The organism is Micromonospora sp. CA-240977 (genome assembly GCF_050942285.1).
Lineage (GTDB): Bacteria > Actinomycetota > Actinomycetes > Mycobacteriales > Micromonosporaceae > Micromonospora.
On record NZ_CP192055.1, the window covers coordinates 247,751 to 261,385 of the forward strand.

A 13,635-nucleotide genomic window follows, 5' to 3' on the forward strand; every position below is an offset into this window, starting at 1 on the left:
TCGGGGGATGGGGTCAGATACGGGCGATGAACGGATAGACGACGAAGCCGAGCAGCACGAAGACGAGCAGTGCGCCCGGGATGTCGAGTCGGCTGGTGATCCCCTCGGCGCGGGCGAGGTTGTCGGTGCGGATCTGGTCGCGGAGTGAGTCGGCCCGGCTGCGCAGGGTCTCGTGCACCTGGGCTCCCTCGCTGCCGGAGGAGCGCATGATCGCGCCGACGTCCCCCAGCTCCGGAATGCCGATCTTGTCGGCGAGGTCGCGCAGCTCGTCCCAGGGCGCGTGCATCTGCATCTGGGCGATCCGCAGCGACTCCTGGAGCCTGTCGAACACCCAGCCATCGCAGACCGCCGCCGCGCGCTCCAACGACTGCACCGGTCCGTGCGCGGCGGAGAGCTGCAACGCCACCAGGTCGAGGTAGGTGCAGACGGCAGCGCGGAACTCGTCCCGGGCGGCCTCGGCCTTTGTCAGAACGGCCCGGTGTGCCAGCAGCCCGCCCATCAGCGCCAGGCCGAGGCTGCCGAGCACCGGTACGGCGAGCGGAAACGAGATGCCGAGCACCAGCAGCGCCACTCCGAGCAGCGTCGGCGTGGCCAGCCCGATCAGTGCGGAGAGCAGCACCGACAGCGCGTACTGCTCGGGAGTCTGGCCGATCAGGGCGAGTTGCCGGTGTGGCGGGCGTAGCCAGCGGGACAGCCCGGTCAGCGACTCCAACCGTCGGGAGGCGGGAGTGGCGACCCGGCCGGTGCCCGGCGGCTGGTGCAGCCGGCGCAGCGCCGGACCGAGCGCCGGGGTCGCCGGCACCAGCTCCCGGATCACCAGGAACACGCCGAACCCGATGCCGGCGCCACCACAGACCGCCATGGCGAGCTGCCAGTTCAGCATCATGCGATCACCTCGGCGGGGTCGGGCGCCGGCAGGAACCGGGACGGCCGTTGTGGCTGGCTCATCGACCGCACCCAGGCCAGCAGGCCGATGAAGGCCGCGCCGAGGACGGCCATCACCAGCTGACCCACCGGCGTGCCGTACGGCTTGATGTACTCGGTGTTGAACAGCCCGTACGCCAGGGTGGCCAGGGTCATTCCGGTGAGGAAGCGGACCGCGAACCGGGGCTGCGTCCGCTTGGCCTCGATCTCCCGCCGGGTGGCCACCTCCGCGGATGCCGCGCCGGCGATCGAGCCGAGCACGTCACCCAGCCGTTCGCCGCGATCCGAGAGGTGCAGGATCAGCGCGGCCACCACCTGGTCGCAGACCGGGTCGGCGATCTCGTCGGCGAAGGCCAGCAGCGCGGAGCGGGCCGTCCAGCCGGCCTGGAGGCGGGCGGCGAGCAGCCGTACCTCGTCCTCGATGCCGGGTGGCACGCTGCCGATCGTGCCGATGATCGACTGTTGGAGGCCCTGCCCGGTGCCGGAGACGTCCTTGAGGCGGCGGGTCCACTCGCCCACCGCCTCGATGCGGGCGATCGCCTTCTGCTCGGCCTTGCCCACCCCGAACAGCCACGGGGCGCCGGGCACCGCCACCGCCACCAGCAGGCCCACCACCGGCAGCCCGGTCAGCAGGAACGCCAGCGCGCCGGCGACCAGCGCGGCGACCAGCAACGCCTGGTAGGCCCGTTGCTCGGCCGGAGTGGCGCCCGGCCCGCGCCACAGTCGACCCAGACCCGGCCCGCCTCCCGGACGGGGCCCGGGGGGCCGGCGGGTGCCGACCAGCGCGACAACGGCCAGCAGCAACCCGGCCACACAGGCGGCCCCGGAGACCACCGCCACCAACTCCAGGCTGCCCAGCATCACGTCACCGCCGGGCCAGTCGGGTCTGCCGGGGGCGTCGCCACGCGCCGGCGCCCGCCTCGACCCACCGGGTCAGCAGCCGCGCGTCGTAACCCACCCGCAGCAACTGGTCGCGGACCCGTTCCGGCAGGTGTCGGGGGACCGCCCGACCGTCCGGGCCGGGCCCGAAGACGGTGGTGGTGGTGATCCGACCGGCTTCGCCGGCCCCGATCACCTCCTCCACGTGGGAGACGAACCGGTGTTTGCGCCCGCCGATCGCGGTCTCGTCCTCGATGGTGATGTAGACGATCAGGTCGAGGGCGTTGCCGGCCATCCGGCGGGCCTGGTCGACTGTCATCTCGCGGCCGTGCGCCAACGCCAGCTCGACGATCCGTTCGCCCACACCGGCGGCGGTGCGGGCGTGGATGGTGCACATCGAGCCCCGGCTGGTGGTCATCGCCTGGAGCATCGGCACGATCTCCCGGGACCGCACCTCACCCACGATGATCCGCAACACGCCCATCCGCAGCGACAGTGGGATCAGGTCGGCGATCGTCACCTCACCGGCCGGACGCCCGTCGAAGCCGCGCTCGCCGTGCCCCTCCCGGGCCTCGAAGCTCATCACCGCCCGGTGCCGGTCCCGGCGGCGGGCCGGCAGCAGTTCGCGGCTCTCCTCCAGCAGCACGTACGGCTCGTCGGGCGGGATCTCGTTCATCAACGCCCGGATGATCGTGGTCTTGCCGGCACCGGCCAACCCGGCGACCATGATGTTCAACCCGGCGCGCATCGACGCGCGCAGGAAGTCGCGCAGCAGCGGGTCGATCATCTCGTCGAGGTCACCCCGGGCGCCCGCGATGTCGTCGAGGCTCACGTCCAGGGTGTTGTGCTTGCGGATCACCGCGTACGGGCGGTGGCTGACCAGGAACACCGCCGCCAGCCGGCTGCCGTCGGGCAGTTGCAGGTCGAGGGTGGGCTTCACCGTGGACAGCGACCGCTCGGTCGCGCCCGCCCGGCGGGCCGCCGCCTGAAGGATTTCCACCAGTTCGGCGTCGCTGTCGGCGATCGGTTCGGCCCAGTCCACCCCACCGCCGTGCCGGGTGATGCGTACCTGGTCGCAGCCGAGGATGTGCACCTCCTCGATGGTGTCGTCGACGAGCAGCGTCTGTAGCCGACCGAGCCCCACCAGCTCGGCCGTCACCTGGTCGAGCAGCAGACGCTCCTCGCCGGCGGCCATCGGGGTGCCGGCCCGGCGGACGAAGTCCGCGTACTCGGCGACCACCGTGACGGCCAGCCGGGCCCGCTCGGTGTCCTCCTCGTCGACGCTGAACTCCCGGCCGCGCTGCCACAGGGTGAGCCGTTCGGTGAGTTCCCGCCGGAGCTCCCGGACCACGTGGAAGTCCATCCGGGGTCGCGGCGCCGATGCCGGCGGTGGTGTGGCGGCGGGCGCCGGCTGCGGCATCGGCATGGACTGGTGGTGCCGGCCGTTCGGCCCGGCCAGCGGTGGCTCGGTGGAGGTCGCGCCCGGCGGCTGTTGACGAGGGTCCGTGGAGACCGGCTCAAACCGCATCCGGAACCCCCTGCTGCACGGGCCAGGCCAGCCGGGCCTGCCGCCGCTCCAGGAGCGCGCCGATCGGCACCTCCAACGCGGCGGCCGCGCGCATCAGCGGCCGTCCGGTCCGCACGGTCCCGCCCAGGGCGAGCACCCCGGCGGTACGCGGATCGTGTGGCAGCCGTGCGATGACGGGGAGTTTCAGGGCGCGGCTGATCTCGGCTCGCCCGTGGCCGCCGCCGACAAGCAGCAGCCGCAAAGTGCCGGGTGGCACCCGGTGCTCGGCGAAGTCCCGTTCGATCGCGGTGACCACCGCGCGGGTGCCGGAGAGGTCCGGCAGTTGCGCCCGGCTCACCAGCAGCACCACCGAGGCGGCCCGCAGCACCGGCCACGGTGGCCCGGTCACGTGCAACCGGCCGCAGTCGACAAGGACGTCGTAGCCGGGGGTGCCGCGGTCGAGGGCGGTGAAGTAGTCGGCGAACCGCTGCCAGAGCGGGGTGACGCTGCCACCCTGAGCCGGGTCGACGAGCCCGGGCAGCAGCAGTCGCTCCCGACGGGGTGCGTCCAGGTCGACGAGTTGCGACCAGAACGCGGTCTCCAGGTTGCCGTCGCGCAGCTCCCCGACGGCCAGTTCGCCGATGCCGCGCGGGCCGTCCAACTGGCCGCCGAGGTACCCGGCGAGGATCGAGCCGCCGGACGGGTCGCACTCGGCGAGCACCAGCCGTCGGTGCCAGGCCAGCGTGCAGGCCAGCGCGGAGGTCGTGACGCCGGGCGAACCCTTCGCGGACACCAGCGCGATGATCGCCATGCTCAGGCCGCTTCGGTCAGCACGACGGCGATGCGGGCCTGCGCGGTGAGGGCCACCACCGCTGGCACGTCCCGGGTGGGCAGGGCCAGGTACAGCACCTTGTCGTCGTTGGCCGGGCTGACCATGTCGATCACGGTCGCCGAGAATCGGGTACCGGCGGCGGCCGGGTCCCCGGTGTTGCTGCGGTCCGGGGTGCTCACCAGCAGGACCTTGTCCCCGGGGTGCAGTTGACGAGCCGGCACCTGGGCGGTCTTCAGGCCGAGCGCGATCTGCTGCTGGTCGGGGCCGAGCAGCGGATTGTCGGTGACCTGCCCCAGGGTGAGCAGGGTGCCCGGGACCAGCGTCACCGCGGCCCGCTTGCCGACCACCTCGTCGAGCCGGCCGGCGGGCACCGGGCGCAGCCCCTGACCGCCGGCGACCTGCACGGTGATCAGGTCGGCGGCGGTGACCTCCCGGCCCACCTCCACCGGCCGGGCGACCGCGAGATAGCTGCCGGTGGCCCGGACCGAGGTGACAGCGAACGCCGCGCCCAGCCCACCCAGGGCGATCAGGAGCACGGCGAGACCGAGCAACCCGGGGCGGACCCGACGTTGCCGGACCACCTTGGGCGGGCTGACCGGTGCGTCCACCGACCCGGTTCCGTTGCGCGTCGCGAGGCTCATCGGGTCACCACCTGGAGTTCGTTGATCCGGATCCGCACGATGCCGCTGTCCCGAGTCACCAGGATCACTCCGCTCTGGCCACCGCCGTTCCAGGTCACCTTCCAGTGCGTGGTGGCGGTGATCTCGTAGGTGCCGGCCTTCTGGTAGCCCTTGTCGTAGCCGCAGTCCGGGGAGGTGCGGCCGGCCAGGTCCTTGTTCGTCGCGTCGTACGCGGTGCCGGCGTCGGGGCAGGGCACGTGATCGCCGTTGCCCATGTCCCAGACGATCTGGTCGACCGCTGCGGTGATGCCGACGGTCACGTCCCGATCGGTCTCCTTGGCGGGTATCGGGCCGAAGTACTCGGGGGCCTGCTCGGACCACATCCACACCGGCAGGCCCACCAGCCCGGGTCCGTTGTTCTTGCGGGGCGCGACAGCCAGCGGCGCGGGCTCCAGCGTGATCTTCGCCAGGGCGCGGCGCGCCAACTCCTCCGGGTTGGGCGGCGCGCCGAAGCCGGGCGGCGGCTCCCGCAGCACCACAGTGATGTTGCCGACGTCGTCGCCGCCGTTGCAGGTCTGCACGTACCACTGCTTGCCCTCGGGTGCCTCGTCCTGCGGCTCGGCCAGCTCGTAGTAGCAGCCGTCGCTGCTGTTGAACCAGCCCTTGAGGTCGTCGTAGCAGGGGACGGTCCGGCCCTCCCAGCGGCAGACGCCGCCACCGTCACCGCCGTCATCGTCACCGCCGCCGTTGTCTCCGCCGCCGCCGGGGCCGCCCGGGTGGCCGGGTTCGTCGTCCCAGACGCTGCAGTCGGGCTGGTCGGGCGGGCAGCTCGCTCCCGGGCCGGCACGTCCGGCGGCGGCGGGCAGCGTGGCGCCGACCACCAGGAGGAGCGCGAGCCCGATCCCGGCGAGCGCCCGTCGACCGGCCGAGGCCCGGGGGGTACGCGCCGGAGCGACCCCTGGTGCCCGGGTCAGCACGGCTGCTCCCGGTGCAACGTGCCCGAGTTGATCAGCCAGCGGCCGTCGGGATATCGGGTCGCCGTGGCGGTGGAGAGGTGCCTGCCGCCCCCACTGCCCGGGACGACGCGCTTGTTCTTGGCATAGACCAACCGGTAGCCGGTCAGGTCCAGGCAGTCCTGGATCTCGACGGTGGCGGGGTTCGCGTCCAGGCTGACGGCGGTCACGGTCGGGTCGGACTTCAACGTCCCGGTACGCACAGCACCGTGCTCCTTCGCGTCGCGAATGGACAATTGCACCCGGGTCAGAAGTGGATCAGCGAGAAAGCGGGACAGTTCCGGCGCGCGCGGGTCACTGCGTCCGCTCGCCGTGCGGGAGGCCGCCAGATAACCGGAGTACGCGTCGAGGGCCGCCTTTTCGGCGGCGCGCCGTTCGACGTCGGGATCCGGCCGTGGTCCGTCGTCCTGCGCTGCCGTCGGCCCCTCGACGGCAGCGCGCCCGCTGCCACAAGCGGTGACCGGCACCGCCGCCACGACCGCGAGCAGGCAGATTGCCGCTCGTCTGAGCTGCCGTCCGCGCACCGTCGAGCCTCCTCGTGGTCGCCCGGCGGGGTGACGGATCACCGCCGCAGGGCATGCGGAAGCGCGCCCGGATCAGCACATCCGGAGCCGATCATTGCGCTTCCGCATTCACCGTTACGGATCTTCTACAAATGCAAGGTCCTGTGTCGTCGGGTGGGGAAGGTGAGGCTTGCGTCACACCCAAGGGGCGAGCATAGGCTGACGCTCGCCGATGCAACAGAGGCAATTCAAGCGAATACTCTGCGTGATGAGAGGTGGTGGTGACGGGTGTCCGCGCTGCGTCCGGCGCAATGGCGGAACGAGCGATCGTCGGTAGCCGGTTGTCGTCGGGTCGGATCGGCCCGACGGGATCGCGGCGCCGGTCCCGGGAGTGGGACATCGCCGCCTCATCCCGGCATCCCGGCGGGGTTGTCGACCGATCAACGACCTGCCACGCCCGACGGGGCGCCCGGCCCCGGTCCGGCCGAAGGCACCCTCCGGCGGTCGGGTGGGCAGGTCGCTTTCTGCGCCATCCGCCACACCGCAGCGATCGTTCCGTCACGATCCGTGTTCGTCGTCGCGGCGGGGTGCCGGGGCGCAGGGGAGGTGGCATGGCGCTGACCGGCCCCCCGGCGGGCACCGACTCGGGGGTGGCTCGCGTCCGGGGTGCGACAGTGTTCGCGTTCCTCGCGGTCAGCCCGCTGCTGCGGATGGCCGCGCTGCGCTACGCCGTACCTCCGGGCCTGCCGGACCGGACCGGCTGTGACGCCTGCGGCGCGCCGGTCGGTCTGACCCGACCCTGGCCCGCGCTGAGCCCGGCGGCCCGGTGCGGGATCTGCCGCGCACCTGTCGGCCCAATGCCGGGCACCGTCGAGGTGGCCGCGTTCACCGCCGTGCTGCTGCTGGCGCTCGTCGGTCCGTCGGGCGGCGTGCTGCCGGCGCTGGCCTGGTGGCTCGGCTGGACGATCCCGGCGGTCTTCGTCGACCTGGCCGTGCACCGGTTGCCGGATCGGCTCACCCTGCCCGCGGCGGCCGGGACGTGGTCACTGCTCGGCGTTGCCGCCCTCGCCGGCGAGCCGGGGCGCTGGTTGACGGCCGTCATCAGCGGCACGGGGTTGGCGCTGTTCTTCGCCACCACCACGGTGCTGCTGGGCCGCCGCGGCTTCGGGCTGGGTGACGCCAAGCTGGCGCTCGGTGGGGGAGCACTGCTCGGCTGGTACGGCTGGCCGATGCTGCTCCTCGGGCTGCTGCTCGCCTTCGGGCTGTCCGCGCTGGTGAGTGTGGGCCTGCTGGCCGCGCGTCGGGCCCGATGGGGCACGCACCTGCCGTTCGGCCCGTTCCTGCTGCTCGGCACCGTGGGCGCGCTCCTGTTGGCCGGTTGACCGCCGGCTCAGTGGCGGGTGCGGCCTGCCAGTTTCGGGACCGTGCGGTCGGCGCGGCCGGTTCGACGGCGTAACGCCTCGGCGGCCGGACGGGCGAGTAGCGGGGTCGCCACCACGGCGACCAGCGCGCCGAACAGCACGCCCGCGATCACGTCGTGCGGGTAGTGCACGCCCACGAAGACCCGGGAGAAGGCGCCAAGCGCGGCCAGTGGCAGCGCGACCAGGCCGAGTCGGCGGGAGAGCAGGAGCGTGGTCACCGCCAGCGCGCCGGCCAGCGTGGAGTGGTTGCTGGGGAACGACCAGTCGCCAGGGGGTGGGCAGGCGCCCGCGATGATCGCCCGGCCGACCGTCCGGCAGGGGCGTTCCTCGTCCACCACGGTCTTGAGCCATTCGCTGCCGGCGTACGCCAGAAGGGTTGGCACGGGCGCGATCAGGGCGAGGGCCCGGTCGTGCGGACCGCCGGACCGGCGGGTCAGCGCGGCCAGCACCAGCAGCGCGCCGAGGAGCAGGATCACCCCCTCGGTGGCGTGCCCGACGAACCACTGCACCGGCTCGGGGCTGCTGGCGGCGGCGTCGACGACGTCGCGGTACCACTCAGCGCTGATCTCCGGAACGTCCGTGCTGCCGTTGGCGGCCATGCATCACCTCACATCACGTTCATACCCTGTTCACCTGGGGGACACCCTAGGAACACGGCAGAGGGCAGCAGAGCTGTCGAAGGTCGGTCGGGGTTCCTGACCTTCGTCCAGGATCCGTTCAGCCGGCTCTGCTTGGCTTGTCGAGGACGTCGGCATCCACAGGAGGCTCTGTGCACACCAGTTCGGCCACTGACCAACCGCCGCCCGCCAGCGGAACGGTGGACGACGATACCTGGCGGATTCGGCGTACGAAGGCCGACCTGGACCGGCTCAGCGAGACCGAGTCGATCTTCGCGGTGGGCAACGGGTGGGTCGGCTGGCGTGGTGTGCTCGACGAGGGCGCGCCGTGCGGGATGCCGGGCAGCTACGTCAACGGCTTCCACGAGCGGCGCGAGCTGAGCTATCCCGAGGAGGGGTACGCGTTTCCGCAGGCCAGCGACACCGTCATCAGCGCGCCGAACGCCGCGCTGATCCGGCTCTGGGTCGACGACGAGCCGCTGGACGTTCGCACCGGGACGCTGCGCGGCCACGAACAGGTGCTCGACCTGCGCGCCGGCGTGCTGCGCCGGGAGACCGAGTGGATCTCGCCGGCCGGGCGGGGAGTGCGGATCCGCAGCACCCGGTTGGTGTCCCTGCCGCGCCGCCCGGTGGCCGCCGTCCGGTACGAGGTCGAGCCGCTGGACGGCCCCGTCGAGGTGCGGGTCTGCTCGGATCTGCTGGCCAACGAGACGGTGCCGGAGCGCCCGGACGATCCGCGGGCCGCCTCGGTGCCCGACGACCCACTGACCGCCGAGGGGTACCGCGCGACGGAACTCGACGGGGTGCTTGTGCACCGCACCGAACGCAGCGGTCAGCGGGTCGCGGTGGCGGTCAGTCACCTGGTGGACGGGCCGGGCACTGCCACCACCACCGGTGACTGCACCCCGGACCGGATCCGACTGACAGTGGCGGACCGACTCCGCCCCGGGGAGCGGCTGCGGCTGACGAAGTTCGCGGCGTACGAGTGGGCGATGATCGACGCCACGTCCGCCGACGAGTTGGCGGCCCTGGTCGCCGCCGAGGCGGACGCGGCCCGCGCGGACGGCTTCGACGCGCTGCTCACCGACCAGCGGGCCGCCCTGGACGCGGCCTGGCAGGTCGCCGACGTGCAGCTCGACGGTGACCCGGAGCTTCAGCAGGCGGTCCGGTTCGCGATGTTCCACCTGATCCAGGCCGGCCGCCCGGACTCCGGCCGGACCATCGCCGCAAAGGGGCTGACCGGCAACGGCTACGACGGGCACGTCCTGTGGGACACCGAGACCTACGTCCTGCCAGTGCTCACCTACCTGGCCCCGGCGGTGGCCCGTTCGGCGCTCAGTTGGCGGCACGCCCACCTGCCCGAGGCCCGCGAGCGGGCCGCTGAGCTACGGCTGACCGGCGCGACGTTCCCGTGGCGCACCATCGGCGGCCGGGAATGCTCCGGCTACTGGCCGGCCGGCACCGCCGCGCTGCACGTCAACGCCGACATCGCCGACGCGGTGCTGCGCTACCTGGCCGCCACCGACGACAGGCGGTTCCTCGCCGAGGCGGGGCTGGAGTTGCTCGTGGAGACGGCCCGGCTCTGGCACGGCTTCGGGCACTGGTCGGACGGCTGTGACTTCCACCTGCACGGGGTGACCGGTCCGGACGAGTACGCCGCGCTCGTCGACGACAACGTCTTCACCAACCTGATGGCCCGGCGCAACCTGCGGGGTGCGGCGGACGCCGCCGAGCGCCACCCCGACCTGGCCGACCGACTCGGCGTGGACCGCGACGAGATCGCGCGCTGGCGGGCCGCCGCCGATGCGATTGTCGTTCCGTACGACAGCGAGCGCGGTGTGCACCAGCAGTCCGCCGGGTTCACCGAGCAGCCCGAGTGGGATTTCGCGAACACGGGCGACGACGACTATCCGCTGCTGCTGCACTTCCCCTACCTGGAGCTGTATCGCAAACAGGTGGTCAAGCAGGCCGATCTGGTGCTCGCCATGCAGCTCTGCCCCGGCGAGTTCAGCGCCGCCGAGAAGGCCCGCAACCTGGCCTACTACGAGGCCCGCACCGTCCGCGACTCGTCGCTGTCGGCGGCCCCGCAGGGGGTGCTGGCCGCCGAGGTCGGGCACCTGGATCTGGCGTACGACCTGTTCGCCGAGTCGGTCCTGCAGGATCTGGCGGACCTGGGGGACAAGACCGCCGACGGTCTGCACCTGGCGTCGTTGGCCGGTGCGTGGCTGACGCTGGCGCAGGGCTTCGGCGGGCTGCGCGACGACCGGGGTGTGCTCTCCTTCGACCCCCGGCTGCCGCGGCGGATTGACCGGCTGGCGTTCAGCCTGCGCTGGCGCGGCCACCGGCTGCGCGTCACGCTGACTCCGAGCGAGGCCCGCTACGAGCTGCCCGGGGCCGGCCCGGACGCCGAGGTCGAGCTGTGGCACCACGGTGAGTCGCTGCGGATCACCGGGGCCGAGCCGGTCACGCGGCCGATGCCGCCGGTGCCCGACCCCGGGCCGGAGCCGCCCTCCCCGCCGGGCCGCCGCCCCGCCCGCCGCTCGGCCGCCTGACCGCACCGGCGCGGCTCAGGTCGGTCCCGGACGGCCGGCCATTCGCTCGCGGACGGCCTCCAGCGCCTCGAAGGCGTACGCCCAGTTGTGGCATTTGAAGCTGCGCAGGCCGTCGATCGCGGTGTGGCAGTCGGCGCAGCGCACACCGGCGATGGCGGCCGGGATTTCGGTGTTGACGTACTTGCGCTCACCGAGGATGACGGTGGCGATCATGGCCTTGTCGTGCAGGCCGGAGAGCGCCGACGAGACGATGTCGTACCAGGTGACCCGTCGACCGCACTTCGGGCAGTCGGGTTCGTCGCCGCTGACCCAGAGCGGAGCGCCGATGCTGCGCGCCGGCATGCCGAGCAGCTTCTCCAGCCGCCGGACGTCCGCCTCCGGGGTGGTCCAGCGGTGTCGGCCGGGCAGTGCCGCGGGTGAGTCGTACACGGCGCGGAACAGATCGTGGTCGACCTGCACGGTCTCCCGCTGAGCGGTCATCGTCGTCCCCCCTCGTTGAGTAGGTGCCCCCACCGTGGTCAGCGACGACCTTGGGCGCTGCCGGATCAACGACACGAGGGGTCGGCGGGTCGTCGTCGCGCGGTCCGCCGTCGACCCGCTTCCGCCTCCGGCGGCGGGCCTCGGGTGGTACGACGGAGGCAGAGCGTGCGGGCCACCGGGAGGAGCGCCGATGGCGAGCCGGCCCAGACGGCTGCTGCGGGGCGATGACACACCGCTGAGCGCCTCGTTCCTGGAGCTCTTCTTCGACCTGGCGTTCGTGCTCGCCCTCAGTCAGCTCGCGCGGCATCTGTTGCACGACCTGACAGTGGTCGGCGCGCTGCGTACCGCCCTGCTGTTGGGCGCGGTGTGGTGGATCTGGGTGACCACCACCTGGTTCGCCGACTGGTACGACCCGGAGAGCCAGTGGGTCCGGTGGCTGCTTGTCGGTGCCGCGCTGGGCAGCCTGCTGGCCGGGGTGGCGATTCCGCGGGCGTTGGACGGGCGGGGTCTGCTCTTCGCCGGCGCGTACGTCGCTGTGCATGTCGCCCGGGGCGGGGTGACCGCGTTCGCGCTGCGCGGTCACCCCCGACAGCGGAGGGCGGTGCGGATCCTCTGCTGGTTCAGCGTCTCCGCCGTGCCGTGGCTGGTCGGCGGGCTCCTGCCGGAGTGGCGGGTGCCGCTCTGGCTGATCGCCCTCGCGATCGACTTCACCGGCCCGCGACTCGGCTGGCCCACCCCACGGCTCGGACGGACGAACAGGCAGGAGCTGCACCTCGCCGGTGAGCACTTCGCCGAGCGGTACCAGCAGATCATGATCATCGCGCTGGGTGAACTCGTGCTGGTCGCCGGCCTCTCGTACGCCGGCACTCGCCTCGACCTCCCGCAGACCGCCGCCTTCCTGCTGGTCTTCGCCGCCGCCGTGCTGATCGGTCTGCTCTACGTGACGCCCGCCGGTCAGCGCCTGGGTCCGGCCATCGAGCGCGGCGACCCGTCCCGGCTCGGCGTCGTCACCGGTTACCTGCACCTCGTGATGATCGCCGGGTTGGTGGTCACCGCGGTCGGGGCCGAACTGAGCATCGCCCACCCCACGAAGGCGAGTGACCTGACCGCGGCCGTCGTCATCCTGGGAGGGCCGCTGCTGTTCCTCCTCGGTCGGATCCTCTTCTCGTTGGCGATCCACCGGCGACTCTCCTGGCCCCGGGTCGCCGCCCTGGTCGTGTTGTCCGGTGCGGCGATGGTGCTGCGGCTGCCCCTGCTGGCGGTCAGCGCGGTCGCCAGTGGGGTGCTGCTCGCGGTGGTCGTCCTGGACCACGCCGGCATCCGCTCCTACCACCGCGCCAAGAATCCTGACTAAAGTCAGGCGTATGGACTCCGCGCTCATCGCCGCCGTGCGGCGGTTCAACCGGACGGTCACCCAACGCGTGGGTGCGCTCGACGACGAGTACATGGCCCAGGGGCGACCTCTCGGGCAGGCGCGTCTGCTCTGGGAGATCGGCCCGGCCGGCGCCGAGGTCGCCGCGCTACGGGTCCGGCTCGGCCTGGACTCCGGCCACCTCAGCCGACTGCTGCGTGCCCTGGAGAACGACGGCCTGGTCACAGTGGGGCCGGCCGGAGGTGACGGCCGGGTACGCACGGCCACGCTCACCGACGCCGGCCGGATCCAGTGGGCCGATCTCGACACACGGTCGGACGACCTCGCCGCCTCGATCCTCGAACCCCTCACCGAGCAGCGTCGGGCACGCCTCGTCGCCGCCATGGCCGAGGTCGAACGGCTGCTCATCGGGTCGATGGTCGTCATCGAGGCATGCCCGCCGGGCGACCCGCGGGCCCGTGCCTGCCTGCGCGCGTACGCCCGGGAGATCGCGAGTCGATTCGACGACGGATTCGACCCGGCACTGAGCAACCCGGTCCCCGACGAGGCTCTCGTCCCGCCGGCCGGCGTGCTCCTGCTCGCCACCCTCAACAGCGAACCGATCGGCTGCGGCGCGGTCAAACTCCACCCGGACGGCCCCGCCGAGCTCAAACGCGTCTGGGTGGCCGACGCCGTACGCGGGCTCGGCGTCGGGCGGCGGCTGCTGGGCGAGCTGGAACGGTACGCCGCCGAGCATGGCGCGACGGCCGTTCGCCTGGACACCAACCGTAACCTCACCGAGGCGATCACCATGTACCGCGCGGCGGGTTACCGGGAGGTCGAGGCGTACAACACCGAGCACTACGCCCACCACTGGTTCGAGAAGCAGCTGCGACGGTGACGCGGGTGGCACGGCCCTGCCGGACGGGCGTACCA

Annotated in this window: 12 protein-coding genes and 1 pseudogene; 4 read left to right on the top strand and 9 right to left on the bottom strand. The window is 72.6% G+C overall.

The window, feature by feature from the left end; genetic code table 11:
* Positions 1 to 13: 13 nt before the first annotated feature.
* The 7 genes and pseudogenes from ACQPWW_RS01245 to ACQPWW_RS01275 form a co-directional block, all read right to left on the bottom strand.
* Positions 14 to 883 (bottom strand): type II secretion system F family protein, encoded by an 870-nt coding sequence (locus tag ACQPWW_RS01245; protein WP_433134059.1) that lies wholly within the window; start codon positions 881 to 883, stop codon positions 14 to 16.
* Positions 883 to 1,829 (bottom strand): annotated as a pseudogene (locus ACQPWW_RS01250) (type II secretion system F family protein). The gene ACQPWW_RS01245 and the pseudogene ACQPWW_RS01250 overlap by 1 nt, the downstream one beginning before the upstream one ends.
* Positions 1,790 to 3,331: a CpaF family protein gene (locus tag ACQPWW_RS01255; RefSeq protein ID WP_433128276.1), complete on the bottom strand. Its 1,542-nt coding sequence runs from the start codon at positions 3,329 to 3,331 to the stop codon at positions 1,790 to 1,792. The pseudogene ACQPWW_RS01250 and the gene ACQPWW_RS01255 overlap by 40 nt, the downstream one beginning before the upstream one ends.
* Positions 3,321 to 4,121: a ParA family protein gene (locus ACQPWW_RS01260; protein WP_433128278.1), complete on the bottom strand. Its 801-nt coding sequence runs from the start codon at positions 4,119 to 4,121 to the stop codon at positions 3,321 to 3,323. Before ACQPWW_RS01260 ends, ACQPWW_RS01255 begins: the two co-directional genes overlap by 11 nt.
* A gap of 2 nt (positions 4,122 to 4,123) precedes the next feature.
* Entirely contained in the window at positions 4,124 to 4,783 is a 660-nt protein-coding gene (locus ACQPWW_RS01265; RefSeq protein WP_433128280.1) for an SAF domain-containing protein, read from the bottom strand.
* Positions 4,780 to 5,739 (bottom strand): hypothetical protein, encoded by a 960-nt coding sequence (locus ACQPWW_RS01270; protein WP_433128282.1) that lies wholly within the window; start codon positions 5,737 to 5,739, stop codon positions 4,780 to 4,782. Before ACQPWW_RS01270 ends, ACQPWW_RS01265 begins: the two co-directional genes overlap by 4 nt.
* A complete protein-coding gene (locus ACQPWW_RS01275) occupies positions 5,733 to 6,299 on the bottom strand; it encodes a hypothetical protein (RefSeq protein WP_433128284.1) in 567 nt (188 codons plus the stop codon). The genes ACQPWW_RS01270 and ACQPWW_RS01275 overlap by 7 nt, the downstream gene beginning before the upstream one ends.
* A gap of 590 nt (positions 6,300 to 6,889) precedes the next feature.
* Here ACQPWW_RS01275 and ACQPWW_RS01280 point away from each other — a divergent pair.
* Entirely contained in the window at positions 6,890 to 7,660 is a 771-nt protein-coding gene (locus tag ACQPWW_RS01280; protein WP_433128286.1) for a prepilin peptidase, read from the top strand.
* Between the two features lie 8 nt (positions 7,661 to 7,668).
* Here ACQPWW_RS01280 and ACQPWW_RS01285 read toward each other — a convergent pair whose 3' ends face one another.
* Positions 7,669 to 8,298 carry a phosphatase PAP2 family protein gene (locus ACQPWW_RS01285; protein ID WP_433128288.1) on the bottom strand — a complete coding sequence of 210 codons (630 nt, stop codon included), beginning with the start codon at positions 8,296 to 8,298 and terminating at the stop codon, positions 7,669 to 7,671.
* 170 nt (positions 8,299 to 8,468) lie between these two features.
* On the opposite strand from ACQPWW_RS01285, the gene ACQPWW_RS01290 reads away from it, so the two are divergent.
* Positions 8,469 to 10,868 (top strand): glycoside hydrolase family 65 protein, encoded by a 2,400-nt coding sequence (locus ACQPWW_RS01290; RefSeq protein ID WP_433128290.1) that lies wholly within the window; start codon positions 8,469 to 8,471, stop codon positions 10,866 to 10,868.
* Positions 10,869 to 10,883: 15 nt separating this feature from the next.
* Here ACQPWW_RS01290 and ACQPWW_RS01295 read toward each other — a convergent pair whose 3' ends face one another.
* Positions 10,884 to 11,348: a hypothetical protein gene (locus ACQPWW_RS01295; RefSeq protein ID WP_433128292.1), complete on the bottom strand. Its 465-nt coding sequence runs from the start codon at positions 11,346 to 11,348 to the stop codon at positions 10,884 to 10,886.
* A gap of 190 nt (positions 11,349 to 11,538) precedes the next feature.
* Here ACQPWW_RS01295 and ACQPWW_RS01300 point away from each other — a divergent pair, with 190 nt between their 5' ends.
* Together ACQPWW_RS01300 and ACQPWW_RS01305 are read left to right on the top strand one after the other, a co-directional pair.
* Positions 11,539 to 12,702 carry a low temperature requirement protein A gene (locus ACQPWW_RS01300; protein ID WP_433128294.1) on the top strand — a complete coding sequence of 388 codons (1,164 nt, stop codon included), beginning with the start codon at positions 11,539 to 11,541 and terminating at the stop codon, positions 12,700 to 12,702.
* Between the two features lie 10 nt (positions 12,703 to 12,712).
* Positions 12,713 to 13,600, top strand: a complete 888-nt coding sequence (locus ACQPWW_RS01305; RefSeq protein WP_433128296.1) for a GNAT family N-acetyltransferase — start codon at positions 12,713 to 12,715, stop codon at positions 13,598 to 13,600.
* Positions 13,601 to 13,635 lie beyond the last annotated feature (35 nt).

Excerpts from the sequence above, each read along its gene's own strand:
- ACQPWW_RS01295 (WP_433128292.1), bottom strand. The coding sequence starts at position 11,348 with ATGACCGCTCAGCGGGAGACCGTGCAGGTCGACCACGATCTGTTCCGC.
- ACQPWW_RS01245 (WP_433134059.1), bottom strand. The coding sequence starts at position 883 with ATGCTGAACTGGCAGCTCGCCATGGCGGTCTGTGGTGGCGCCGGCATC.
- ACQPWW_RS01260 (WP_433128278.1), bottom strand. The coding sequence starts at position 4,121 with ATGGCGATCATCGCGCTGGTGTCCGCGAAGGGTTCGCCCGGCGTCACG.
- ACQPWW_RS01285 (WP_433128288.1), bottom strand. The coding sequence starts at position 8,298 with ATGGCCGCCAACGGCAGCACGGACGTTCCGGAGATCAGCGCTGAGTGG.
- ACQPWW_RS01280 (WP_433128286.1), top strand. The coding sequence starts at position 6,890 with ATGGCGCTGACCGGCCCCCCGGCGGGCACCGACTCGGGGGTGGCTCGC.
- ACQPWW_RS01300 (WP_433128294.1), top strand. The coding sequence starts at position 11,539 with ATGGCGAGCCGGCCCAGACGGCTGCTGCGGGGCGATGACACACCGCTG.
- ACQPWW_RS01265 (WP_433128280.1), bottom strand. The coding sequence starts at position 4,783 with ATGAGCCTCGCGACGCGCAACGGAACCGGGTCGGTGGACGCACCGGTC.
- ACQPWW_RS01305 (WP_433128296.1), top strand. The coding sequence starts at position 12,713 with ATGGACTCCGCGCTCATCGCCGCCGTGCGGCGGTTCAACCGGACGGTC.
- ACQPWW_RS01255 (WP_433128276.1), bottom strand. The coding sequence starts at position 3,331 with ATGCGGTTTGAGCCGGTCTCCACGGACCCTCGTCAACAGCCGCCGGGC.